At 34.6% G+C, this 25,279-nt stretch carries 16 protein-coding genes; 14 read left to right on the forward strand and 2 right to left on the reverse strand.

Annotation, left to right across the window (positions count from 1 at the left end; genetic code table 11):
* Positions 1 to 389: 389 nt before the first annotated feature.
* The 3 genes from FN795_RS02205 (at position 390) to FN795_RS02215 (ending at position 6,847) form a co-directional block, all read left to right on the forward strand.
* Positions 390 to 4,319 (forward strand): hybrid sensor histidine kinase/response regulator transcription factor, encoded by a 3,930-nt coding sequence (locus FN795_RS02205; protein WP_142449174.1) that lies wholly within the window; start codon positions 390 to 392, stop codon positions 4,317 to 4,319.
* Positions 4,320 to 4,561: 242 nt separating this feature from the next.
* Positions 4,562 to 5,482 carry a bifunctional helix-turn-helix transcriptional regulator/GNAT family N-acetyltransferase gene (locus tag FN795_RS02210; RefSeq protein ID WP_142449175.1) on the forward strand — a complete coding sequence of 307 codons (921 nt, stop codon included), beginning with the start codon at positions 4,562 to 4,564 and terminating at the stop codon, positions 5,480 to 5,482.
* 84 nt (positions 5,483 to 5,566) lie between these two features.
* Positions 5,567 to 6,847 (forward strand): acetyl-CoA C-acetyltransferase, encoded by a 1,281-nt coding sequence (locus FN795_RS02215; RefSeq protein ID WP_142449176.1) that lies wholly within the window; start codon positions 5,567 to 5,569, stop codon positions 6,845 to 6,847.
* A 93-nt stretch (positions 6,848 to 6,940) separates the two neighbouring features.
* Here the strand turns inward: FN795_RS02215 and FN795_RS02220 are convergent, their stop codons facing one another.
* On the reverse strand, positions 6,941 to 7,552 hold the full coding sequence (locus tag FN795_RS02220; protein WP_142449177.1) for an FMN-dependent NADH-azoreductase: 612 nt from the start codon (positions 7,550 to 7,552) through the stop codon (positions 6,941 to 6,943).
* A 111-nt stretch (positions 7,553 to 7,663) separates the two neighbouring features.
* On the opposite strand from FN795_RS02220, the gene FN795_RS02225 reads away from it, so the two are divergent.
* The 4 genes from FN795_RS02225 to FN795_RS02240 all read left to right on the forward strand — a co-directional run bounded on the left by FN795_RS02225 (position 7,664) and on the right by FN795_RS02240 (position 13,969).
* The gene (locus tag FN795_RS02225) at positions 7,664 to 8,035 is read left to right on the forward strand and encodes a winged helix-turn-helix transcriptional regulator (RefSeq protein ID WP_051951324.1); all 372 of its coding nucleotides are present in this window, start codon (positions 7,664 to 7,666) and stop codon (positions 8,033 to 8,035) included.
* A 76-nt stretch (positions 8,036 to 8,111) separates the two neighbouring features.
* On the forward strand, positions 8,112 to 11,033 hold the full coding sequence (locus tag FN795_RS02230; protein WP_142449178.1) for a PQQ-dependent sugar dehydrogenase: 2,922 nt from the start codon (positions 8,112 to 8,114) through the stop codon (positions 11,031 to 11,033).
* Between the two features lie 211 nt (positions 11,034 to 11,244).
* Positions 11,245 to 13,152 carry a fumarate reductase/succinate dehydrogenase flavoprotein subunit gene (locus tag FN795_RS02235; RefSeq protein WP_142449179.1) on the forward strand — a complete coding sequence of 636 codons (1,908 nt, stop codon included), beginning with the start codon at positions 11,245 to 11,247 and terminating at the stop codon, positions 13,150 to 13,152.
* Positions 13,153 to 13,222: 70 nt separating this feature from the next.
* Complete coding sequence (locus FN795_RS02240) at positions 13,223 to 13,969, forward strand: succinate dehydrogenase/fumarate reductase iron-sulfur subunit (RefSeq protein WP_142449180.1); 747 nt, start codon at positions 13,223 to 13,225, stop codon at positions 13,967 to 13,969.
* 62 nt (positions 13,970 to 14,031) lie between these two features.
* Here FN795_RS02240 and FN795_RS02245 read toward each other — a convergent pair whose 3' ends face one another.
* Positions 14,032 to 14,781: a 4-hydroxy-tetrahydrodipicolinate reductase gene (locus FN795_RS02245; RefSeq protein ID WP_142449181.1), complete on the reverse strand. Its 750-nt coding sequence runs from the start codon at positions 14,779 to 14,781 to the stop codon at positions 14,032 to 14,034.
* Positions 14,782 to 15,192: 411 nt separating this feature from the next.
* On the opposite strand from FN795_RS02245, the gene FN795_RS02250 reads away from it, so the two are divergent.
* The 7 genes from FN795_RS02250 (at position 15,193) to FN795_RS02280 (ending at position 25,211) form a co-directional block, all read left to right on the forward strand.
* Complete coding sequence (locus tag FN795_RS02250; protein ID WP_035644592.1) at positions 15,193 to 15,627, forward strand: DUF1810 domain-containing protein; 435 nt, start codon at positions 15,193 to 15,195, stop codon at positions 15,625 to 15,627.
* Between the two features lie 253 nt (positions 15,628 to 15,880).
* Positions 15,881 to 16,480 (forward strand): RNA polymerase sigma-70 factor, encoded by a 600-nt coding sequence (locus tag FN795_RS02255; RefSeq protein ID WP_142449182.1) that lies wholly within the window; start codon positions 15,881 to 15,883, stop codon positions 16,478 to 16,480.
* Between the two features lie 66 nt (positions 16,481 to 16,546).
* Positions 16,547 to 17,650, forward strand: coding sequence for a FecR family protein (locus tag FN795_RS02260; RefSeq protein ID WP_142449183.1), 1,104 nt, complete (start codon positions 16,547 to 16,549; stop codon positions 17,648 to 17,650).
* 10 nt (positions 17,651 to 17,660) lie between these two features.
* On the forward strand, positions 17,661 to 21,017 hold the full coding sequence (locus tag FN795_RS02265) for a SusC/RagA family TonB-linked outer membrane protein (RefSeq protein ID WP_142449184.1): 3,357 nt from the start codon (positions 17,661 to 17,663) through the stop codon (positions 21,015 to 21,017).
* A 4-nt stretch (positions 21,018 to 21,021) separates the two neighbouring features.
* Entirely contained in the window at positions 21,022 to 22,503 is a 1,482-nt protein-coding gene (locus FN795_RS02270) for a RagB/SusD family nutrient uptake outer membrane protein (RefSeq protein ID WP_244289934.1), read from the forward strand.
* Complete coding sequence (locus FN795_RS02275; RefSeq protein ID WP_142449186.1) at positions 22,490 to 23,962, forward strand: hypothetical protein; 1,473 nt, start codon at positions 22,490 to 22,492, stop codon at positions 23,960 to 23,962. The genes FN795_RS02270 and FN795_RS02275 overlap by 14 nt, the downstream gene beginning before the upstream one ends.
* Before the next feature lie 106 nt (positions 23,963 to 24,068).
* On the forward strand, positions 24,069 to 25,211 hold the full coding sequence (locus tag FN795_RS02280) for a cytochrome-c peroxidase (RefSeq protein WP_154275348.1): 1,143 nt from the start codon (positions 24,069 to 24,071) through the stop codon (positions 25,209 to 25,211).
* The last annotated feature ends 68 nt before the right edge of the window (positions 25,212 to 25,279 follow it).

Here is a 25,279-nt window from a genome sequence, read left to right on the forward strand (position 1 = left end):
GATTTTTCATTTTAGATAGTTTTCATTTTTTGGTTGGTTTTACAATAAATTAGTTAGTTTTCTAATCATCTCTGATTCGGGCAAAACAACTATTGATTTTGCTCATTGACAATAATGTGTTCATTTGGTTTCAAAATTGTGATTGATTTTGTTTTTCAAATATTTTTTTATTGATACTATATTTTTTCAGCCTAAAAATTATCAATATGGTTTATTTGAAAATTCAAAGTAGATGATTTTAATTCAAAATAAAATGCTTCATTTGTGTCAATATCTCTCTCAAATGATTCAAATTGTATAAAAAAGGTCAGAAAAACATAGCCTTGCAACATTTGGTAGAATATTGACACGATTTGAAGAAATTTATTTTTTTATAAAAAAACACAGCAATGCGTAAATTCTTTCTTTTTTCATTTTTATTCACTTTTTCAATAAATTTTATTCAGGCTCAGGAATATTATTTTAAACATTTTCAAGTTGAAGAAGGACTTTCTAACAATACGGTTATCACTTCTACGCAAGACGAAGATGGCTTCATGTGGTTTGGAACAAAAGATGGACTGAACAGGTTTGACGGTTATCGTTTTAAAACGTACAGAAGCCAATCTGATCCAATTCACAGCCTTGGAAGCAATTATATACAGTCAATTCATGCTTTCAACGGAATAATTTGGGTAGGAACAGATAAAGGATTGTATCAATACAATAAAAAGACGGATCAATTTGCAGTTTTGAACGAAGCCATAAATGACAGAATCAATGATATCAATCATGATAAAAAGGGAAATATCTGGTTTATTTCGGGAAATATACTTTATAAATATTCGACCAGCAAAAAAGAAACTAAGACCTTTAATCCGAACAAATATTTTGTTACAACCTCTATTTCAAGAGATGAAAATGGTGAAATCTGGGCTTCTTCTTTAAATAAATTATATCATTATTCTGAAGAGAATCTTTCGTTCGAAAATATCACACTGAATCCACCAGCTGATAAAAGCAATTTCAGAATCACAGTTATTTATGCCTTAAACAAAAACAGCATTTTGATTGGTACACAAGATCATGGCGTTTTGGTTTATAATAAAAAGGATAAAACTACAACTGCATTGCAATTTTCAACAAAAGAACCCGTTTTTGTCCGTCAATTCAAAAAACGTGGCGACAACGAAGTTTGGATTGCGAGCGAATCTGGCGTTTATGTATATAATCTGAGAACAAAAACGAGCATTAATCTGAAAAAAAATTACAACGATCCGTATGCAATTTCAGATAATGCCGCCTACTCGATTACGATTGATAAGGAAAACGGAATCTGGATTGGAACTTATTTCGGCGGAATCAATTACCACCAAAAACAATACACGCAGTTTAAAAAATATTTTCCGCAGAAAAATCAAAATTCGATCAGCGGAAGCGCCGTACGAGAAATTCATAAAGATGATTACGGCGATTTATGGATTGGAACAGAAGATGCCGGAGTAAACCGTTTCAATCCTAAAACACAACAATTTACTTCTTATCCTGTTTCCTATTATAATATTCACGCTTTGATGCCTCGAAAAGATAAAATTTGGGTGGGAACTTTTGAGCATGGTTTAGATGTTTTAGATCGAAATTCTGGCGCTGTCATAAAACATTATAGCGCCAATAATCCTTCTTCTGGATTACACAGTAATTTTATTTTTTCATTTTATGAAACGAATAAAAAAGACCTGATTGTGATTACGACAATGGGGCTTTATCGCTATAATGAGCTCAGTGATAATTTTGATATTCTGAAAACTTTTCCCGAAACTACACATTATACAACATATAAGGAAGACAGCCAAGGAAATTGCTGGGCAGGAAGTTATCGTGACGGCTTGTTTTATTACAATCCAAAAACCAGAAAGAAAGAAGTTTTTACATACGATTATAAAAATCCTGACGGAATCAGTAATAATTCTATCAATTATATTTTTGAGGATAGCTCTAAAAACTTATGGTTTGCGACAGAAAACGGTCTGAATTTGTTCAACAGAAAAAACAGGACTTTTAAAAAGTTCACCACAAAAGACGGACTTCCAAGTAATGTTGTTTATTCGATTTTAGAAGATAACAACAAAAATCTGTGGCTGACGACTTCAAAAGGTTTAGTGAAATTTAGCCCTGATCATAAAAGCATAAAAATCTATACAACAGCGAATGGATTATTGAGCGACCAATTCAATTATGCATCAGCTTTTAAAGATACAAATGGCGACATGTATTTTGGAAATTTAAACGGAATGATCAGCTTCAATCCGAAGAATTTCACCAAAAACAAATACACACCTTCCATTTTTATTACCAATTTGCAAATCAATAACAAAGATATTGATGCCAATGAAAATGATTCGCCAATAAAACAATCTATTTCACATTTAGATGAATTAGAATTAAACAACGATCAATCTTCATTTAACCTGGAATTTGCTTCTTTAAATTACACTGCGCCAGAACTTACCGAATATTGGTACAAATTGGAAAACGTCAATAATGAATGGGTTTATTTAGGCAGAAACAATAAAGTGTTTTTTACTGAACTGGCGCCGGGCGATTATGTTTTTAAAGTCAAATCGTTGAACAGTTTTGGAGTTTGGAGCAAAGAAATTAAAATGAAAATTACCATTCTGCCTCCATTTTGGGCAAGTTCTTATGCTTATTTTTTCTATTTTCTTCTGATTTGTGGTTCGTTTTACTACATTATTCGTTATTCTCAAAATCTGACTCAGATTAAAAATAACCGAAAAATAAAGCATCTAAACGACGAAAAAGAAAAAGAAATCTATCAGGCAAAAATTGACTTTTTTACCAATGTAGCGCACGAAATTCGTACCCCTTTAACGCTTATTAAAGGACCTTTAGAGAAACTTTTAGTGATGGAACACCAATCGGCTGAAGTTCCTCAAAATCTTTCGATTATGAAGAAAAATACGTCCCGATTATTAAAATTGGTGAACGAATTGCTGGATTTTAGAAAATCAGAAATCGGAGGGCTTAAACTTACTTTTGTTGAAGCAAATATTTCGTCGATTGTACGAAATCTGCATTTAAGATTTACGCCATTAATTGAAGAGAAAGAAATTGATTTTGAATTAGAATTGGGCGAAAAAGACATTTTTGCTTTTGTAGATAAGGAAGCTTTCAAAAAAATCCTGAGTAATTTAATTAGTAATGCTATAAAATATTCAAAAGAAAAAGTTTCCATTTCGCTTTTTAGAGATGATAAAAAACTGACTTTAATTGTCAAAAATGATGGAAATCTGATTCCGTTTCAACTGAAAGACAAGATTTTCGAACCCTTTTTCAGAGTTGACAATATGGATAATACTTCGGGAACTGGAATTGGGCTCTCGCTTGCACATTCGCTTGCGCAACTTCATAACGGAAACCTTCAGTTAATTGAAAATCCAAAATTAAACATCTTTGAACTCGTTGTACCATTACATCAGGAAGAAGAATTTATGTTTTATACCGAATCAGAAAAAGAACTTAGTCAGTCAGAATCCGAAAAAACAGAGTTGGAAACCAAACTGGAAAAACCTCAGATTTTGATCGTTGAGGACAATCTTGATCTTTTAAATTTTATTACTTCCGAATTGGCTTCGACTTATACTATTTTAAAGGCTGAAAATGGCGAAGATGCATTAAAAGTAATTCATAATCAAAACATTCAACTCGTAATCAGCGACGTTTCAATGCCTGTTATGGACGGAATTACGATGTGTAAGGAAATTAAAACAAATTTAGAAACCAGTCATATTCCGGTTATTTTATTGACGTCCAAAAATTCGCTAAAATCGCAGATTGACGGTCTTGAAGTTGGTGCCGATGCTTATGTTGCAAAACCTTTTTCGATGGATTATTTGAAAGTTCAAGCCAATAATCTGATCGAAAACAGAAAGCAGATTATGAATTATTACGCAAGTTCACCGCTTTCGCACATCAAAAGCATTGCACACAATAAAACCGATGAAAAATTCCTGAAAAAACTGGATGATGAAATCCTGAAAAACATCACCGATCCTGATTTAAGTGTTGAATCGTTGGCAGAAATCATGAACATGAGTCGTTCTACTTTGTACCGAAAAATCAAAGATTTATCAAATTTAAGTCCGAATGAGCTGATCAACATTGTACGCCTAAAAAGAGCTGCAGAATTACTTTTAAACGAAAATTACAAAATGTACGAAATCGCCGAAATGGTGGGTTATAAATCGCAAACAAGCTTTGGTAGGAACTTTCAAAAGCATTTTTCAATGTCACCTTCGGATTATATTGCGATGAATAAGTAGAATTTGATAATGTGCCAATTTGATAATTAGATAATTATTGAACGCTCTTAAATAATTATAATCTTCGTTCGTACTATACGTTACGCAGTCGCACAGCAGTGTATCTGCGTAACGTATATTTTTTATATATAAAACTTCTTGCAAAGTCGAATGTCTTTCTATTAAAAACAAAAAAATCAATAAATAGTTGACAAAAGCAACTAAATTAATATATTTGTATTATCAATGCAATATTTAAAATTATGAATACTACAACTTCAAAAATTAGAAGTTTCAATCGCTTTTATACCTCACATTTAGACATATTAAGCCAACATTATCTTGATAGTGATTATTCACTTACAGAAGTTCGAATTCTTTATGAAATCAGCGAAAGCAAAATTATCACGGCGCAAAAAATTACTGATATTCTAAATTTAGATAAAGGATATGTAAGCCGAATTATAAAACGCTTTTTAAAAGAAAACATCATTTTAAAAGTTGCTTCATTAGAAGACAAACGTGCTTTTAATATTGAACTCAGTACTTCGGGAAAGGAATTGCTTCAATCTTTAAATAATAAAGTAGAACAACAGATTGAACATAAAATCGAAAATCTGAATTTCTTTGAAAAAGAGAATTTGCTTAATTCGATGCATACTATAAAAAACCTGTTGTCTGAAAATAAGCCTGTTCAAAGTGACATCACCTATCGTCACGAAATTAATCCGGGCGATATTGGATATATTATTTATCTGCACGGATTTATTTATGGCAATGAATCTGATTTTTCGAATGAATTTGAAAAATACGTTATAAAAACTTTTTACAATTTTTTAGAAAATTATTCTCCTGAATATGATCGTATTTGGATGGCTGAATACAACAATAAAATTGTAGGCTGTATTGCGATTCAGCATCAAACAAATGAAGAAGCGCAATTAAGATGGTTTTTATTGGATCCAACTTTTAGAGGATTAGGAATTGGGAAAAAACTTTTAAATGATGCAGTAGGTTTTTGCAGAGAGAAAAAATTTAAAAATGTTTTTCTGCTTACCACAAGCATGCAAGATACCGCTTTGGAAATGTATAAAAAGGCAGGATTTACACTCACAGAATCAGTAGAAGTCAAACAATGGGGAAAAACTTTTAGAGACGAACGTTATGATCTTAAACTAGAATAGTTTTCTTTTTTAAATTTTCTAATTGGCACATTATCTAAATTATCTAATTATCTTTAGTCTGGAAAATTGAAACAAAATCTAGTTATGAACAATACCTCAACAATTAGAAAAGTCGCCATTGTAGGCTATAACCGAATTCCATTTGCGCGAGCAAATACAGCTTATTCGAATGTTGGAAATCAGGAAATGATGACCGCAACCTTAAACGGACTTATAGATAAATACAATTTAAAAGGACAATTATTAGGTGAAGTCGCTGGCGGAGCAGTTATAAAACATTCTTATGATATGAATTTGATTAGAGAATGTGTTATGAAAACATCTCTGGATCCTGCTACTCCTGCCTGCGATTTGCAACAAGCCTGTGACACCGGAATTGAAAGCGCTGTTTATATTGCCAATAAAATTGCGCTTGGACAAATTGATTGTGGAATTGCCGGAGGTGTCGATTCAATCAGTGATATTCCGATGGCGTTCAGCGAAAAGCTTCGAAAAATTCTATTGGAAGCGCGACAAGCAAAATCATTTGGCGGAAAAATTAAATCTTTTTTGAAAATTCGTCCGAAAGATTTATCACCACTAGTTCCTCGAAACGAAGAATCACAAACCGGACTTTCGATGGGCGGACATACCGAAATTACTGCGAAATATTATAAAATATCAAGAGAAGATCAAGATCAATTTGCACTGAAAAGTCATTTGAACATGGCAAAAGCATATGACGAAGGCTTTTTTGACGATATGATCAGCCCTTTCAACGGTCTTGAAAAAGACAACAATTTAAGAAAAGACAGTACAATTGAAAAATTGAGAAGCCTGAAACCCGCATTTGACAAAATAAACGGAACATTAACAGCCGGAAATTCAACTCCTTTGACAGATGGCGCTTCTTGTATTCTTTTAGCAAGCGAAGAATGGGCAAAAGAGCAAGGACTTCCAATATTGGCTTATATCACTTTCGCAGAAATTGCAGCAATCGAATATGTCAAAAATCAGCAAAATCTTTTATTGGCACCATTATTTGCCGCATCGCGAATGCTTGAAAAAGCAGGATTAAATCTTCAGGATTTTGATTATTATGAAATTCATGAAGCTTTTGCCGCGCAGACTTTAGCAACTTTAAAAATTTGGGAAAGCCCAGAATTAAGTGCCGAAATTGGTTTAAAGAAAACACTTGGATCAATCGACAGAGAAAAACTGAATGTAAAAGGAAGCAGTCTCGCAGCAGCACATCCTTTTGCAGCAACCGGAGGTCGAATTATTGGTGTAATGGCTAAATTATTGAACGAAAAAGGATCAGGAAAAGGTTTTGTATCGATTTGCGCTGCTGGCGGACAAGGCGTTACAATGATTATTGAAAAATAATATTTAAAACATTCTTGAGTGTCACTATAAAAATCTGCTAAATCTGCAGGAGTAATTTTTTCACGCAGATTTAGCAGATTTATTTTGATTTTCTTAAAAAGCAAATTCTTCAACAGAAGACAAGGCTTTTGGCAATGCATTTTCAGAAAAATCAGGAATTGCGGTTCCTTCAACTCTGAAAGTCGTAACATCTGTCATGCCCAAGAAACCAAAAACAGTTCGTAAATACGACTCCGAGAAATCGTAACTTTTCATTGGTCCTTCAGAGAAAATAGCTCCGGAAGCAATCGATAAATACACTTTTTTATTGGTGACTAATCCTTTCGGACCTTCGGCACCATAACTGAAAGTCTTGCCTGCACGTGCAATTTGATCAATCCATCCTTTTAAAACAGCCGGAATTCCGAAATTATATAAAGGAACGCCAATTACAATAATATCAGATTCCAAAAGATTTTTGATTGCTTCATCAGAATATTTAATTGCTGCAGTCTGTTCTGCTGTATGCGTTTCTGTTGGAGTATAAATAGCACTAATATGTGAATCGGTTAAATATGGCAAAGGCGTTTTCGTAAGATCCAATGTATGAATTTGACTTTCAGGATGTATTAATGCCAATTTTTCGATAACGGCATTAGATAATTTTGTACTAAATGAATTTTCTCCATTTGTACTTGTTATTATTTTTAGAATTTTCTGGCTCATAATTTTTTTAGTATTATTTGTTTACTATGCAAACTTATTTACATTTGCTATACATTTTATAGTACTATCCTCGAGGATAGCGCTATCATTGAGGATAGTAAAGCAATACGTATGAAAACAAAAGCCGAAATAACAAAAGAAATGGGCTGTGAGCCAGAAGGATGTCTAGCCGCATTATTACCTGTAAGAGATGCATTAGAAGTTTTAAGCGGCAGATGGAAATTGCCAATTTTGATTGCATTATCAAACAGACCAAAACGATTCAAAGAGATTTCTAAAGATATAAACGGAATTACAGATAAAATGCTTTCTAAAGAGTTGAAAGATTTGGAAATGAACAAACTGGTTACCAGAACAGTTTATGATACTTTTCCGCCAACCGTTGAATACGCAAGAACAGAACATAGCCATACTTTGTATAATGTCATCGGAGCGTTAAATGAATGGGGAACTTTACATCGAAAAGAAATTATTGGCAAATAAGTAATTGTTAAATAAGTAATTAAGAGGAAAAAGATTAAATTTGGTTACCCAAATTTATTAATCCTATTAAATACTTATGAAAAAAAACTTACAGGTCCGAATTAAAAAAAGGCGACAATTACTGCATTTATTTTTTGTTTTCATTTTATTAATGACCTCAAAATCCTACAGTCAGTACATTACACAAAATCTTGCTCCTACAGCAGTTATCAAAGAAGGGCTTTCGCTGGAACAATCTTCTGACGGAAGAATTTTCATCGCAGAAAGAGGAGGCATTGTAAAAGTTTTTCAGAACAATGCTGTTTCTACCGTTTTTACCGTAAATACCGTTACAGACAATGAACAAGGTCTACTTGGTTTGACTTTGCATCCGGATTTCGCCACAAACGGTTATATTTATGTTTTTTATTCAATCAACGACGGAACTGTAATCAGACATCGTATTGAAAGAATTAAAATCGATAATGCCAATCAGGTGGTCAACAGACAGGAAATTTTACTTTTAGAACCTATTGGTGGTGGTTTTCATAACGGAGGTGATTTAAAATTCTTTAACGGTTTTCTTTATGTAACTGTTGGTGACAGCCAGCAAAATACTAATTCTCAGGATTTGGACACATACAAAGGAAAAATCCTCAGACTTACAGAAAATGGACAGCCTGCACCAGGAAATCCATTTTATGGAAGCGGTTCTTTACAAAGACAAAGCATCTGGGTATATGGTTTTAGAAACCCGTGGAGACTGGTTCCAAACATAAAAGCCAATAAATTATTTGTTTTGGACGTGGGAACTTCTTGGGAAGAAATAAACGAAATCAGCAATCCGGCCATTCGTAATTATGCCTGGGGACATCCACAAGGAGGTGACGGAAAGCAGACAGAAACTAATTTATTTACCAATCCGATATTCACCTACGGAACAGGAACTATTGGTAACGCGTTGACCAATGGTGTATTATATAATCCTGATACGCCACGTTATCCTAATCTTGAGGGCAAATTTATTATCAAAGATTTTGTTCGAAATGCCATACGCTATTTTGACCCAAATATTGCTGATCCCGTTTCTACTGAATTTTATTCGGCTCCACAACAGCAGGCTCTCGGAATGATGCTGGGTAATGACGGCTATATTTATTATTGCGCATATGGAAACAATGGTGCGCTTATTAAACTTGATTATATTGCAACTGCTGCTCCTACTATTGTAAATCATCCACTTTCTCAATCCATAATGGCAACAAAACCTGTAACATTTACAGTTTCGGCCAGTGGTGTTGGACTTACTTATCAATGGCAGTATAACAATGCGAATATTAACGGTGCAACTGCCGCTAGTTATACAATTCCAAATGTGACCGCTGCAAATGCAGGAAATTATCGAGTTATTGTGACAAATACAGCCGGAAATGTAACCAGCAATAATGCAGTTTTAACAGTAACACCTTTTACGAATGCACCAACTGTTTCTATAGTTTCTCCTTTGCCTTCTTTGAAATGGAATGCTGAAGATATTGTCTATTTTGAAGCAACAGCATCAGATATTGAAGACGGCACATTACCTGCAAGCGCTTTTTCATGGAGTATGGATCTTTTTCACGAAGATATTCCAGGAGCTGGACATTCGCACCCAGGCGCAAGTCCACAAGGTGTAAAATCAGGAAATTTTACAGCATCAAATCAAGGCGAAAAAACACCTAATGTATGGTATCGTTTTACGGTAAAAGTAACAGATAGCAATGGTTTAACAGCTACGGCTTTTGTTGATATCAAACCTAATCTGGTTGATGTTACAGCAGCTTCTTCGCCTGTACCACTTAATTTAGAATTTAATCAAAAAACAGTTACAGCGCCTTCAACAAAACAAGTTGTTGCAAACGCGGCTTTACAGACTTTAAATGCACCAACTCCGCAATATGTTGGAAATATCCGTTATGACTTTGATCACTGGAGTCAAGGCGGAACAGCCAATCAAACTTTTAAAGCTCCAGCAACAGGGACAATAACTTATACTGCTTTTTATACAGCAACTGAGCTTCAAAATGCACCTTATCAGGGATTAGTGGCTCAGATTCCTGGAATTATTGAAGCCGAAAATTATGATGTTGGTCCCGGTGCTTTTGTGGATAAAAATGGCGGTGGAGATACTGCATACAGAGCCGGCGACGGCGTTGGAACAGAAGTTTGTAATGAAGGCGGATTTAATCTGTCTTACGTAGCAAAAGATGAATGGCTGAAATATACCGCAAGAGTAAACACTACCGGAACTTATACTATTAATTTAAGAATTGCAACACCTTACAATACCCGAAAATTACATTTGGAAGTTGATGGTGCAAATGTAACAGGTGTTGTGAATATTCCAAATACGGGAGGTTTTCAGGCTTGGCAAACTGTCGCTATTCCAAATATTACGCTAACGCAGGGCAATCACGTTATCACTTTGTATTTTGATGAAAACGACATCAACGTCAATAAAATGGAATTTATTCTCACAGCAGCCACTGCAGCTCCTATTGCAGATTTTGAGTTTACGCCTCAAATGGGTTGTACAAATACTGCTGTCACCTTTACTTCTGTTTCTGTCGGTACTGTAGACTCTTATACTTGGAATTTTGGAGTAAATGCACAGCCGGCGACAGCAACAGGAATTGGTCCGCATTCTGTTATTTACAGTACCGAAGGTGATAAAGAAGTTTCTTTAACTGTAACTAATTCTGGCGGAAGCAATACTAAAGATGTTTCCTATATGGTTCATGATTGCCATCTTGGTGTAGAAAATCCGGATGAAGCATCCTATAAAATCATCGTTTTTCCAAATCCGTCTAAAGGAGTTTTCCATTTATCTAAAGAAGTGGAATGGACAGTATTTTCTGCTTTGGGAACTAAAATCAAACAAGGCAAAGGAAATCTGATTTCGATATCTGAAAATGCTGCAGGAATTTATTTCATCAAAACAAATGAAACCAGCAAAGCGATACCAATCGGCAAGCAATAAATTTTAGAAAACAATTATAAACCCGCATAACCCAAAAAAAGAATGGTTTTGCGGGTTTGTTTTTTTGTTTCAATCATAAAAAACACTTTACAAAATGAAGTTTAAATTTTGACAAATTATTCGTAATTAAATAATTTATAGTAAATTAGAGTGCCCTTACAATTTCGATTTCTTAAAATTTTGTCTCAACTATTTTAAACAGCTGAAAAGAATGGAATCAAAAATACCCGAAGGACCTCTTGCCGATAAATGGAGTCATTACAAAGAAAAAGCTAAACTTGTAAATCCTGCCAACAGAAAAAAATTAAACATAATAGTTGTTGGAACTGGTCTTGCAGGTGCTTCATGTGCTGCATCTCTGGCAGAACAAGGCTATAACATCAAATCATTTTGTTTTCAGGATTCTGCCCGAAGAGCCCATTCTGTTGCGGCTCAAGGCGGCGTTAATGCCGCAAAAAACTACAAAAATGATGGCGACAGCACTTACAGAATGTTTTATGACACCATAAAAGGGGGAGATTTTAGATCTCGTGAAGCAAATGTCTATCGTTTAGCTGAATGTTCTGCTGCGCTGATTGATCATGCTGTAGCCCAAGGCGTACCTTTTGCAAGAGAATATGCAGGTTATTTGAATAATCGATCTTTTGGTGGCGTTCAGGTTTCAAGAACTTTTTATGCTCGCGGTCAAACCGGACAGCAGCTTTTACTTGGTGCCTATCAAGGTTTGCTTCGACAAGTTTCGCTTGGAAAAGTTGATTTACATACCCGACACGAAATGCTTGAGTTAATAGTTATTGATGGAAAAGCAAAAGGCATTATTGCCAGAAATCTTGAAACTGGAAAATTAGAACGTCATGCAGCCGATGCCGTTGTTCTGGCTTCTGGTGGCTACGGAAAAGTATATTATCTCTCAACATTAGCTATGGGCTGCAACAGTTCGGCTATTTGGCGAGCGCACAAAAAAGGCGCTTTTATGGCTGGAGTCAGCTGGATTCAGTTTCATCCTACTTCATTACCACAGCATGGTGAGAATCAGTCGAAATTAACTTTGATGTCGGAATCACTGCGAAATGACGGCCGAATCTGGGTTCCGAAAAAAGCGGCTGACGATCGAAATCCAAATACAATTCCAGAAGAAGAACGTGATTATTATTTGGAACGAAAATATCCTTCGTTTGGAAACCTAGCTCCCAGAGATATTTCTTCAAGAGCAGCAAAAGAGCAAATCGATGCCGGACATGGCGTTGGCCCAATGAAAAATGCCATTTATCTTGATTTTTCTGATGCTATAAAATCACAAGGGAAAGATAAAATTGAAGCCAAATACAGCAACCTTTTTGCTATGTATGAAAAAATCACTGGAATCAATGCTTATAAAGAGCCAATGCTGATTTCTCCTTCGGCGCATTTTACAATGGGCGGACTCTGGGTTGATTACGAATTAATGACAACAATTCCTGGTTTATTTGCCTTGGGAGAAGCCAATTTTGCCGATCACGGCGCTAACAGACTTGGGGCAAATTCATTGCTTCAAGCTTGCGTTGATGGCTATTTTATTGCCCCTTATACAATTCCGAATTATCTTTCTGGAGAATTAAATGCGCCAAAAATAGATATTTCGCATCCTGCTTTTGAAGAGGCCGAAAAAACAGTCAGAAGACAATTGGATCGTTTTTTACATACCAACGGAACTCTTTCCGCTGATTATTTTCACAAAAAAATCGGACGCCTTCTTTACGAGAAATGTGGTCTTTCGCGAAGCAGAAAAAAATTGGAAGAAGCTTTAATCGAAATTCGAGAGCTCAAAGCTTCATTTGAAAAAGATCTCAGAATTACTGGTGATAACACTTTAAATAGCGAATTAGAAAAAGCCGGCCGAATTTCAGATTATATTGAATTGGCCGAATTAATGTGTTACGATGCCTTACAGCGCGAAGAATCCTGCGGTGCTCATTTTAGAGAAGAATATCAAACCGCTGACGGAGAAGCTGTCCGCAACGACGATGAATTTTGTTATGTATCGGCTTGGGAATGGAAAGGGCTAAATAACGAACCTGAACTTCACAAAGAGCCTTTAACCTTTGAATCAGTAGAACTTGCAGTGAGAAGCTATAAATAAATTGGTGAATTGTTAATTGTAAATTATTAGTTAACAACTCATAATTCAAAACTCATAACTCATAATTACTATGAAACTTTATCTTAAAATATGGCGGCAATTTAACTCTTCATCAAAAGGAGAAATGACAGATTATGAAATTGATGGCGTATCAGAACATATGTCGTTTTTAGAGATGCTGGATCTTTTGAATGAATCTCTTGTTCAAAAAGGAGAACGCGTTATCGAGTTTGATCATGATTGCAGAGAAGGAATTTGCGGACAATGCGGTGTAATGATCAACGGAAGAGCTCATGGACCGTTAAAAAACACTACAACTTGCCAGCTTCATATGAGAAGTTTCAAAGATGGCGATACCATTTATATTGAACCTTTTCGCGCAAAAGCTTTTCCTGTATTACGCGATTTAAAAATTGATAGAAAAGCATTTGATTCGATTATTGCAGCCGGCGGATTTATTGGTGCCGCAACGGGTCAGGCGCCAGAAGCAAATAGTATTCCTATTTCATACGAAACCGCCGAAGCTTCTTTTGATGCTGCTGCCTGTATTGGTTGTGGCGCTTGTGTAGCCAGTTGCAAAAATGCTAGTGCCGCTTTGTTTACGGGCGCAAAAATTACACATCTTGCTTTGCTTCCACAAGGTCAAATTGAAGCTTCAAAAAGAGTTTTAACGATGGTTCAGCAAATGGATGAATTAGGTTTTGGTAACTGTTCAGATACAAGAGCTTGTGAAATTGAATGTCCGCAAGGTATTTCGGTTCTGTCTATTGCAAAAATGAATTATGAGTATAGCAAAGCTATTCTTCTTAGAAAATAGACTAAATAAGAAACCCGACAGATTTTTAAGACCTGTCGGGTTTTATTAGGCAATGATATCTTCTAAACTGTAAAATACGGCGTCAGAATATCTTCAAAATTATAAAGTCCTTTTTGTTTGTCTTTTAAATTTTCGGCTACGAAAATAACTCCGTTTCCAAAAGCTTCTCTCGAAATAGACTCGTGAATTAACCTAACGGTTTGAAATGGGAAACCAAAAATAACTTCGTGTTTTCCAACAATTCCCCCTGCTCTCACCGAATTGATGTTTTCTTTTTCAACCTCCAAAGCTTCAGCGATTTTTATTGCCGTTCCTGATGTTCCTTGTTTCGTTTTGAAATGTTCTTCATTTACTTCAATATCAACCCACGGCGCGATTTTCTTCAAAAACTTGGCAGCAAACAATAAATAATTAACGCCGAGCGTAATATTTGGCGACCAAAATACTGTCGTTTTTTGGGAAAGCTTTTTTAAAAATTGAAGTTCTTTGTCTTTATAATGTGATATTGCTGAAATAATTTTGACTTTCTTTCTGGCCGCTGTTTCTCCATAAGTATAAATTCCTTCATTTGATGAAAAATCAATTATGGCATCAACCGGATGATTTTCAAGCAATTCTTCGATTGAAGTTTTGGAACTGGAATAAATAAACCCGGGTTCGTTTGACTCAATACCAAAAAATTCAGGAACAGATCTGTGTTCTAAAACATTGCTTTGTCTTAAAACCCATTCGAGTGAGAATTTTTTATTTTCAAGTAATATTGATGCCACTGATTTTCCAGTTTTCCCGAATCCGATTAATCCTATTCTCATATTTTTTTGTTTTTTGGACGAAATGCCCGTTAGAAGAAATTGGCATTTTATTGAAATTAATGCCGACTAAAAACGATAATTAGTAAAACTGTTAATTATCGCCTTTTGCTAAAATAGGAAAAATATCACGGGAATCCCATTAAAATCCCTCTTAAGTAACCACAAAAAAAATGCTTAATAAGAATAATATTGCTAAATTGATTTACTGCCTCAAATTCATTTTTCCATTATTGTTTTCTAAAAGTCGTCTTTTTTAGCAATCTCTAAATCGTAGGCAGGATAAGCCTTACATAATTATATTTCTGTTATTTCTTTAAAAATTAAGAGTAAAAAAAGTGATTTTGAAGTGTACAACTAAACATATTTTCAGTAGTTTTATCTCGTGATTGTCCCAAACAAAATCATCATATAATGGCCTACAATACGAATGAATTAATGCGTTTTTTAGACGCACAAAATAAATTGTACCTATCAGCTTTGGCTGAAATTAAAAAAGGTAAAAAAGAATCGCCATGGATGTGGTTTGTATTTCCTCAAATAAAAGGATCAGGATCGTGTGATACTTCAAAATTCTATGAAATCAAAAATGCAGATGAAGCAATTGCCTTTTTGGAACATCCCATTTTAGGAAAACATCTCATTGAAATTACTTCAGAATTAATTAAGACTGAAGAGAAAACAGCTGAAGAAATATTTGGTACTCCTGATGATGAAAAACTTCAATCGTGTCTGACTTTATTTGCCAGCGTACAAAATACGGAGCCTGTATTTCAGGAAGCACTTCATAAATATTTTGACGGATCAACTGACTTTCATACACTGCAATTGCTTTACAGTAATTTATAGTTTTTTTTTATCGCAATCCCGATATCTATCGGGATTGCGATTACTAAAATTCTGTTGAGCCAAATACCTTTGCTCCCGATATCCATCGGGATTCCGGTTAAATAAACACTTAAATAAAGCTATTCTGAATAAATTCTATAGAATCACTCTTTATTTGAATTTTATTTAGAATTAATATAAATAAACTTTTATATTTGCCGCTTTCTTAGCAAAATCGGTTATCATTTCGCTTATCAAAAGTAAATTTCGTTTAATGAACAACAATGCAAGTTTCGAATTCAATCTTTTCCAATCCTTTAAGGAAGGCGATGAAACGGCATTCAAATATTTTTACGATAAATATTTCAAACGAATTCAATCTTTCAGTTTTCAATTTGTAAATGATATTGATGAAGCTGAAAACCTTGCTCAGGAAGCTTTGCTGCATTTGTGGCAAAATAGAGAAAACATTGAATCTATTAATGGAATTCAGGCTTTTCTTTTTACTTACGCCAAATCAAAATGTCTGAATTTAATCCGTCATAATAAAGTGAAGGATAAATTCAAAAATGACCACTTAAACTACAAACAAAGAGAACTGGATATCGAGGTTTTAAATTCGATTCAGTTCGACACTTTAGAATTAACCGAATTAGAACGCATAATTCAGGAATCGATCAGTGATTTACCTGCAAAAACCAGAGCAGTTTTTATAAAAAAGCGCTTTGAAAATAAAAAAAATGCAGAAATCGCCGAAGAAATGGGTGTTACCTTAAAAGCTGTCGAAGCCCATATGACAAAGGCTTTGAAGATTTTAAAGACCAAATTATCTGATTATTTATTTTTAATTTTTGTCCTTATTTATAATAATTAAAAACAGAAGATAGGGTATTTTAATTCTGAGGTGTACTTAGTATAGCGAGAAGTTTAAAACGCAATTATGACATCGGAACTTTTAAATAAATACCTTTCTAATGAAGCTTCAGAACAAGAAGTTCAGGCGCTTTTTGAATGGATTGAAGCATCAGAAGAAAACAAAAAGCAATTTATAAATGCAAAAAAAGCTTGGGTTTTAAGCTCAATTGCAACAGATTTATCAATTGATAGTGTTTCGGTAATCCAAATGAAGCCAAAAGGCAAAATCAGACAGTATCTGCAGTATGCTGCTGTATTTTTAGTGCTTTTAGGCTTCGGAACAACGATTTTCTTATTTAATAGCAAATTTGAAACTTCAAAAGAAATTGTTCTTGCTCTCGGCGACGGCCGATTGGAATATTTTGGAGGAAAAAATCAGACCAAACTATTAAATGATAAAGGCGATTTAATAGCAAAAAAATTTCGGGATCAAATTATTTATTTTGGTAAAGTTCAGGATGAAAAAGTGAATTACAATACACTTAAAGTTCCGTACGGAAAACGTTTCAAGCTTCAACTTTCAGATGGTACCGTTGTGAGCTTAAATTCGGGAACCACGCTTCGTTATCCGGAGCAGTTTGGTATTAACGGAACCCGAAATATTTATTTGACCGGTGAGGCATTTTTTGAGGTTGCAAAAGATAAATCGCATCCCTTTATTGTGCATGCCAATCAGGCAAATATTGAAGTTCTCGGGACAAAGTTTAATGTGAGCGCTTATCCTGAAAACCCTACTGTTAACGGTACATTACTTGAAGGAAGTATACAAATGTATGAGGCAGTTAATCCTTCAAACGCCATTTTGCTTGTGCCAAACCAAATGGCAACGTGGCAAAATAATTCCAAAAAAATTGTCATAAAAGAAGTAGATCCGGCCTTTTATGCTGCCTGGACAAAAGGTGAACTTGCTTTTAAAGACACTCCGTTTTCTACAATCGCTAAAATTATTCAGCGTACTTATGACGTTGAAATTATCAACGAAAATTCTGATTTGGCCAAACAGAGCTTTACTGGTACGATAAAAATCAGCGAATCTAGTGTCGAGAACATTTTAGATCTTCTAAAACGTGACACGCCTTTTAATTATTCTATTGAAAAACAAACCATTACCATTACCAATCCGCGATAAATAAATAAACATGACATTTACCATACAACCCGTTTTAAGAAAAATTCTGTTTTTCTTAGCGCTACTCATATCAGGTTTTAAAGGATTTTCACAAAATAAATTAATCACAATACATGCTAAAAATAAATCTATAAGCTTAATTATCAAATCAATTGAAGAACAAACTGATTTTAGAATCATTTATAATGCTAAAAAAATTGATGCCGAACAATTAACTGATTTAGATGTTAATAATGCTACTCTGGAAAACACTTTAAAGCAATTGCTGAAAGACAAAAACATTTCGTTTTATATTCAGAAAAAACAAGTTTTATTGACAAGCTCCGCTCCTGCTCCTTCGAATTCTGCTACTCAGGAAACGGAAAGATTTATAAGCGGAACCGTTTATAATGCAAAAGACAAATTACCTCTTCCTGGCGCAACAATACGTATAAAAGGCACCGGAATGGGCGCTATAACTGATCTTAATGGAAAATTTGTTTATCAGTTAACAGGAGACAATATTCCGAATCTTGTTCTTGAAGCGGGATTTATGGGAATGCAGACACAAACACAAAAAGCTGATAATCAAAAAATTTTTACTTTCTATCTGGAAGAAACGACAGACGAACTGAATCCGGTTATTATTACTTCCTCTTACGGAACTAAAAAATTAAAAGAAGAAATCGTCGGTAGTATTTCAACTTTAAATGCCAAAGATATTGCTGTAGAGCAAGCTTCTGAAAGTATTGATAAAATGGTCGAAGGTCAAATTGCCGGAGTTTTGGTCGAAAATGTTTCGGGAGTTGGTACGCCAGTTAAAATAAATATTCGCGGACAAGGTACACTTTCTTCATTATCAGGGGCAAAAACCGGAACTTCAAGTCAGCCTTTAATCATTATTGATGGTTTGGTAATGAGCGAAGAAATGGGAATCGATAACTCTTTTTTTGACGGAAATGGAGATTCAGATGAAAACTTCTCAAATCCTTTAATGAAAATTGCACCCGAAAACATCGAATCATTTACCGTTTTAAAAGATGCCGCAGCAGTTGGTATTTATGGTGCCGATGGCGCAAATGGTGTTATTTTGATTACAACAAAAAAAGGAAAAAAAGGAAAAACACAATTCGGGTTTTCGAATCAATCTGGTATTTCATCTGCCATTAATCAAATTAAATATCTAAATGGTGAGCAATACAATGAAATTAGAAATGAATTTCAGAGAAGCACCACAACCGGATTTGTTGATGTTCCTTACAATGGTGTCAACACCGATTGGTTTGATCTACTAAATAACGCTGGATATTTTAACAAATACAATTTGAATGTTTCAGGTTCTACTTCAAAATTCTCATATCGCAGTAATCTTAGTTATTTAAAAATTGACGAACCTCAAGTAGGCAATAACACTAAACAACTAAATCTTGGACTAAATTTAGGTTATCGAAGCGGAAAATGGGACGTTAACTTAATGCTGAATCCAAGTTATAGTCAAAAAGATGCACCCAACATTTTTTACAATTTCGCTTATTTGCCAACGATTTCTCCATTCAACGCTGATGGAAGCTACTCAAAAATAGGCTTAACCGGAATTAGCGGCGGAAATCCGTTTGCTGCAATTGCACAAAATAAAAATGAAACTCAAACTTATGGCATTTTAGGAAGTTTAAGTGTTGGCTATCAAATTGCTAAAGGCTTGAAATTCTCAACGCTTTTTGGACTTGATTATACTGATAAAGAACAAGATCGCTACTTTTCAGGTGAAAACGAAAGCGGTCAGTTTAACGGAAGTTTTGTTTTGGACCAAATTACATATCCAGGCTGGGGACGCCGTTTAATCAATCAGCGAAATTCAACTAAATGGAACTGGCAAGGACAACTTTTATTTGAAAAGCAACTTAATGAAAACCATGCCATTGACGGTGTTGTCGGCATGGAACTTTCTGAAGACAAAACCAATTTTGATTACGCGTCAGGAATTGGATTTGTTAATCCAAATCAAATTCATAAAGTTTCAGAAGCGCTTAAAGATGATAATCCTGATACAGAAATCGATGAGTCAAAATCAAATCAGAATTATTCGCACGATATTAGTTATAATTCTAAAGTTTCAGCATTTTCACAAATCAATTACAATTATAAAAAACGTTATTATTTCTTAGTCAATTACAGGCGCGATCACAGTTCCGTTTTTGGTAATGATTCTGATGTTGCCAACAATGGCGGTGCGGGTTTTAGCTGGATTACAAGCAACGAAAACTTTTTAAAATCGGCTTCGTGGCTAGATCTGTTGAAATTTAAAGTAAGTTATGGAACTACAGGAAATTCAAGAATTGGTTCTTATCGATCAAAAGGATTGTACAATATCAAGCAAAATGGCTACAATGGCGGTACCGAAGCTTCTACAACCGAGGCACCAAACGAGCATTTGGGTTGGGAAAAAAATACCAAATTCAATGCTGGTATCGACTTTAATATTTTCAATCGCATCGAATTGTTACTTGAATATTATTATGATGATCTGAGTGATATTATTACAACACGAGACATTCCAACCGAAACGGGTTATTCTTCTATGCAGTTAAATGCATCAAGTATGTATAATAAAGGTTTCGAATTCACAACTAGAATTAAATGGATAAAAAATGATCGCTTTAAATGGACTACTTCGTTTAATATTTCTACCGTAAAAAATAAAGTAACAGAGTTAAAAGGTTTAGGAAGCGATTATTCTGTGGCAACTTTGGCTCTTGCACAAAAAGTAGGCTACAGCACCACTACTCTTTGGGGAATAAATTGGGTTGGCGTTGATCCCGCAACCGGACGTGATTTGCTTGAAAAAGACGGAAAAATATACGACGCTGCAACTTACAAATCTTTATATACAAATGCTGACTGGGTGCCAATTGGCGATAAACAAGCCGATGCTTATGGTGGTTTCAACAACAATTTTACCATCAATAAAAATATTGTTTTATCTATTAGAGGCGCCTTTCAGATTGGTGGCGATTTTATGGTTCAAGATGTGCTTATTGATAAATATTCGAATACTTTAAACAGAAATCTTTCTGTAAATGCTTATGATCACTGGAGACAACCTGGAGATTTAGTTTCACAATCATCCGTAAGTAGTTCGCCAATTAATGCCAATTTGAGCAAATATATTTATGATGCTACTTTCTTAAAAATCAGCGATGTTAATTTGAGTTACAATGTTCCATTAAAAAAGACTTTCCTTGATAATCTGACCGTTTTTGCTGATGCTTCGAATGTTTGGTATTGGTACAAAGAAAAAAGCCCGAAAGGCATGAATGGAATAAGAGAGTTTAATTATACGTATCCGCAAGCGAGAACTATCTCGATTGGAATGAATGCCAAATTTTAAAAACATGAAATATTTAAAATATATAACCATAGTAATCCTGATTTTTTCGGCACAAAGCTGCAGTGATTTTTTAGAACAGGAACCTGGAACACAAACTTCGATCGATGAGCTTTTACAAACTAAACAAGGCGTTTTAACCGCTTTAAAAGGACTTTATACGAGTGTTGAAGAAAATGTGAGAGGAGAACGTTTTGCAGCGTATGCCGACTTACAAGGCGGGAATTTAAAAATTACGCCTTTTGAAACTACCAATAAAGGAGAAATCACAATTCCAACTGCTTTTGCTAAAGTATATTCTTTTGAAGATCAGTCTGATACTAGTGAATTTAAAACATTTTATGATACCAATTATGACAATATAAATCAGGCTAATTTACTTTTAGAATATACACCAAAATTAACCGACGCAACTGAGGCTGAAAAAAATCAAATCATCGCTGAAGCCTTAACAATACGAGCTTATTCGCACTTTTTATTATCATTAGTGTACAGCCAAAATTATGGATTTACGCCAGATGCAACGCATTTAGGAATTGTTTACAATACCAGTTCAATAAAAAGTGGTGTTAAATATCCTGCAAGAGAAACTGTCGCCAACACGTATTCTTTAATTATCAAGGATTTAAAAACGGCATTAGAAAATTACGGAAGCACTTCAGGTTTAGAAGGTCCTGCTTATTCTTATTTTAACAACAATAATACCAAGGCTTTGCTTGCCCGTGTTTATTTGTACAAAAAAGACTGGCAAAATGCCTATGATACCGCAAATGAGGTCATTACAAACTCAGGCGTAACATTGATGAGTTCTGCTGATTTGATCGCGCAATGGGAAAAACCAGATTTACCTGTTTCTGAAATTTTACTGGAATTTTCAACTCCCCGAGATGCTTCGGGTACAACTTCGAGTTCTGTGGCAGCTTATTTTGGCTATACTACTTCGCCTCCACCTTTGAATACAATAACAAATACAGGCAGAAAATACGTCGCTTCAAATGATTTATTGAATCTTTATGAAAACAACGATTTGAGGAAAAAGTTATTCTTACCACTTCAGCTTTCTACTTTAATAGCAGGAAATCAGGTTCCTTTGCCTTATAATTTCACTAAAAAATACCATGACAATCCGGGTTATGTTGCTTTTAGATTAAGCGAAATGTATTTGATCCGTGCCGAAGCTGCTGCCGAAAACAACAAACCTGAGCTTGCAATGTCTGATGTAAATGTTATCAGAGCCCGCGCCAATGCTTCTCTTTTGACCAACACAACAAATATTAAAGAAAATATTCTTTTGGAAAGAAGAAAAGAACTTTGTTTTGAAGGACATTTATTTTTTGATCTGGTTCGAAATCAAAAAGGAATTACTAGAAATGACGGCTGTATTTCCAATGTTTGCAGTCTAAACTATCCTTCGCCAAAATTTATATTGCCAATACCATTGTACAATACCAATCTTAACTCAAACTTAAAGCAAAATGAATCGTATTAAATTTATATCGACATTAAGTATTGCTGTAATCCTGTTATTAACGTCCTGTTCAAAGGATGATTATAAATTAGGAGGAGAAAAAACAGATCCGTTTTTGAGATTCAATTTTATGACCAAAAGCGATAATATACCTTTAGAATATCCGGCAATTAATGCTAATCTTATTCCAAAAAACAGTTTTGAAAACAAATCAGTAAAAACATTAAAAGTGCCTGTTGCCTTAACTTCATTTTCATTAAAAAATGCTGTTACAGCTTATTTCAGTGCTACTACAACCGGAAGTAGCGATGGTTTTAGTGTAAATCCCAAAACAGAGCTTTCGTTTCTGCCAAATAAACTGAACGATACTATTTATGTTTCATTTGATAAAAGATGGAAAGAAAATCAAAGTATTACGCTAAAACTTGAAAGTGCTTCTGATCCTGATATTCATATCGGAAATTTAAATACGGAAGCTTTAAACGATACTTTCAGAATCGATTTGGGAACTATTTCTACGAATTACACTTTTCCGATCAGCAAAATTGATATCAAAGGAATTAAAGGAGAAGTCATCGATTTTAAGGTCAATTTTCCTAATGGATTTTTCCCTTCAGAAATTGATAATCTTACTATGTTTAAATTCCTAAACGGATTTGAATATCAACTAACACACGATGATTATGGCAATAACAGAAGTTCAATTACCTATCATTTAACGCTTTTAGAAGACATTCAGAATGACGATGTGTATTATGAAAGCACTATTTCTTTGAACAATACAACAGATTATCCTGCAACAGGAAATACGATTTTGCAAATTGTAAAACCAATAAAATCTCCAAGAGATATTTTGGCGAATCCGGCATCAAAATTCTACGATTTGTCGAATCAGTTTTATTTGACTTACGGCGAAAACTGGTTTGACAAAAGTGGCACTTGTGCATGGCAGGCGTTTAATGCGTTCACATTTCCGGTTGTGGTTTCAAAAGACAATCCGAATGCTATTTTATACAGTGATAAAGGCACAACAAATCCTAATGATGATATTTACCACGATGCTTTTAAAATTGGTTTTAATGTAGCTTCAGGAACTTCAACTACCAATTCGTTTAATCTAAAAAGATGGTTTACTAACGAAAGTACAGCCGGAGCAAATTCTCCTGGTTTCAATATTACATCGGCATTGGAATTTTTTCCGGACAACGGAAACAGTAAAACTGCCGGAAAAGTACTTGTAATTCCGCAATTTATTACAATCGCCAGCACAACAAAAAACAGTCATATTATTGCCATTTCAGGCGAAGGAACTTACAAGGAAATAAGTACAGGTTTGTTTGAAATTTCGTTTGAATTAAGATTAACAAATGACGAATTATTTGGAGGAACTGCTACTTCACAATACAAAATTTACAACAATAAAACGTATCCAAAATTAAACCCAATCAACGAGCCTTGTGCCAAAGAAGTTGCGCTTTAATATAAAGTTTCAGGTTTCAAGTTTCAGGTTTCAAGTTTCAAGTTACTGCAAAACCTGAAACTTGAAACCTGAAACAAATCAAAACAAAATCAAAAAATAAGCAAAATTGAAAAAACTACTCTTTCCAATCCTTTTCCTGCTTTGTCTGACAGCTTACAAAAGTGTGGAAAATCCTGATTACATTGATATTCAGGAATTACGAAAACTTTATTCTGGTGGAGATTCTTCGAAATGGCCTGCTGCTGAATTACATGAAAATGTAGATAAATCTAAATTTCAGGATATTGGAGTGCTTCCTGCTGTTCCTTATCCTGCTTATAATCCATATTCTAAGGAAAAAGAAAGTTTAGGAAAGATTTTATTTTTTGATCCGAGATTATCAAAAAGTGGTCAGATTGCCTGCGCTTCCTGTCATAATCCAGAATTGGGCTGGACAGATAATTTGACACGTTCTTTTGGTCACGATCGTCAAACTGGAAAACGTAATTCTATGACTATTTTAAACTCGGCTTATGCCACTTCTCTTTTTTGGGACGGACGTGCTTCAAGCTTAGAAAATCAGGCGCAATTTCCAGTAGCAGATCCTTTAGAAATGAATGAAAAACTGACGATTGCCGTTGATAAAATTGCCAAAATTAAAGGTTACAATTCATTGTTTGTTTCGGCTTTTGGAGATAAAAAAGTGACTTTGGAAAGAATTCAATATGCAATTGCCACTTTTGAAAGATCAATCAACAGTCCGAAGAGTAAATTTGATCAGTTTGTAAGCGGAAAATCAGATGCTTTTACAGACTCACAAGTCAAAGGAATGCATTTATTCCGAACCAAAGCACAATGCATTAATTGTCATAATACGCCTTATTTCAGCGATAATCAATTTCATAATGACGGACAGACTTTATTCGGAACAAAAAATGAAGATTTCGGACGTTATAATGTTACCAAAGATGAAAAAGACATCGGTAAATTCAGAACTCCAACACTTCGCGAAGTCGTAAACACAAAACCCTGGATGCATCACGGGCATTTTCCTTCTTTATTAGATGTTGTGGAATTGTATAATTTGGGAAATCCATCTCCGGTTCAGAAAAAGTATTTGGGTACGGCAAGAGATTCTCTGATTCCAAAAACAGATCCGATGCTTCGAAAATTAGATTTGAACAAAGAAGAAATCAACGATTTATTAGCCTTCATCGAAACTTTAAGTACGCCTACAAGACGTATTATAGTTCCGGAAATGCCAAAATAATTAAAATGTAAAGGTTTGTGAATGTGCCCTAAAGTTCACAAACTTTCTAGCCTGTTTCGATAAATGAA

The organism is Flavobacterium resistens, assembly GCF_900182645.1.
In the GTDB taxonomy this organism is placed as follows: Bacteria; Bacteroidota; Bacteroidia; order Flavobacteriales; family Flavobacteriaceae; genus Flavobacterium; species Flavobacterium resistens.

What these genes read in the sequence shown, in the direction of transcription:
- FN795_RS02205 (WP_142449174.1), top strand. Translation starts at nt 390, where the DNA reads ATGCGTAAATTCTTTCTTTTTTCATTTTTATTCACTTTTTCAATAAAT.
- FN795_RS02210 (WP_142449175.1), top strand. Translation starts at nt 4,562, where the DNA reads ATGAATACTACAACTTCAAAAATTAGAAGTTTCAATCGCTTTTATACC.
- FN795_RS02215 (WP_142449176.1), top strand. Translation starts at nt 5,567, where the DNA reads ATGAACAATACCTCAACAATTAGAAAAGTCGCCATTGTAGGCTATAAC.
- FN795_RS02220 (WP_142449177.1), bottom strand. Translation starts at nt 7,552, where the DNA reads ATGAGCCAGAAAATTCTAAAAATAATAACAAGTACAAATGGAGAAAAT.
- FN795_RS02225 (WP_051951324.1), top strand. Translation starts at nt 7,664, where the DNA reads ATGAAAACAAAAGCCGAAATAACAAAAGAAATGGGCTGTGAGCCAGAA.
- FN795_RS02230 (WP_142449178.1), top strand. Translation starts at nt 8,112, where the DNA reads ATGAAAAAAAACTTACAGGTCCGAATTAAAAAAAGGCGACAATTACTG.
- FN795_RS02235 (WP_142449179.1), top strand. Translation starts at nt 11,245, where the DNA reads ATGGAATCAAAAATACCCGAAGGACCTCTTGCCGATAAATGGAGTCAT.
- FN795_RS02240 (WP_142449180.1), top strand. Translation starts at nt 13,223, where the DNA reads ATGAAACTTTATCTTAAAATATGGCGGCAATTTAACTCTTCATCAAAA.
- FN795_RS02245 (WP_142449181.1), bottom strand. Translation starts at nt 14,781, where the DNA reads ATGAGAATAGGATTAATCGGATTCGGGAAAACTGGAAAATCAGTGGCA.
- FN795_RS02250 (WP_035644592.1), top strand. Translation starts at nt 15,193, where the DNA reads ATGGCCTACAATACGAATGAATTAATGCGTTTTTTAGACGCACAAAAT.
- FN795_RS02255 (WP_142449182.1), top strand. Translation starts at nt 15,881, where the DNA reads ATGAACAACAATGCAAGTTTCGAATTCAATCTTTTCCAATCCTTTAAG.
- FN795_RS02260 (WP_142449183.1), top strand. Translation starts at nt 16,547, where the DNA reads ATGACATCGGAACTTTTAAATAAATACCTTTCTAATGAAGCTTCAGAA.
- FN795_RS02265 (WP_142449184.1), top strand. Translation starts at nt 17,661, where the DNA reads ATGACATTTACCATACAACCCGTTTTAAGAAAAATTCTGTTTTTCTTA.
- FN795_RS02270 (WP_244289934.1), top strand. Translation starts at nt 21,022, where the DNA reads ATGAAATATTTAAAATATATAACCATAGTAATCCTGATTTTTTCGGCA.
- FN795_RS02275 (WP_142449186.1), top strand. Translation starts at nt 22,490, where the DNA reads ATGAATCGTATTAAATTTATATCGACATTAAGTATTGCTGTAATCCTG.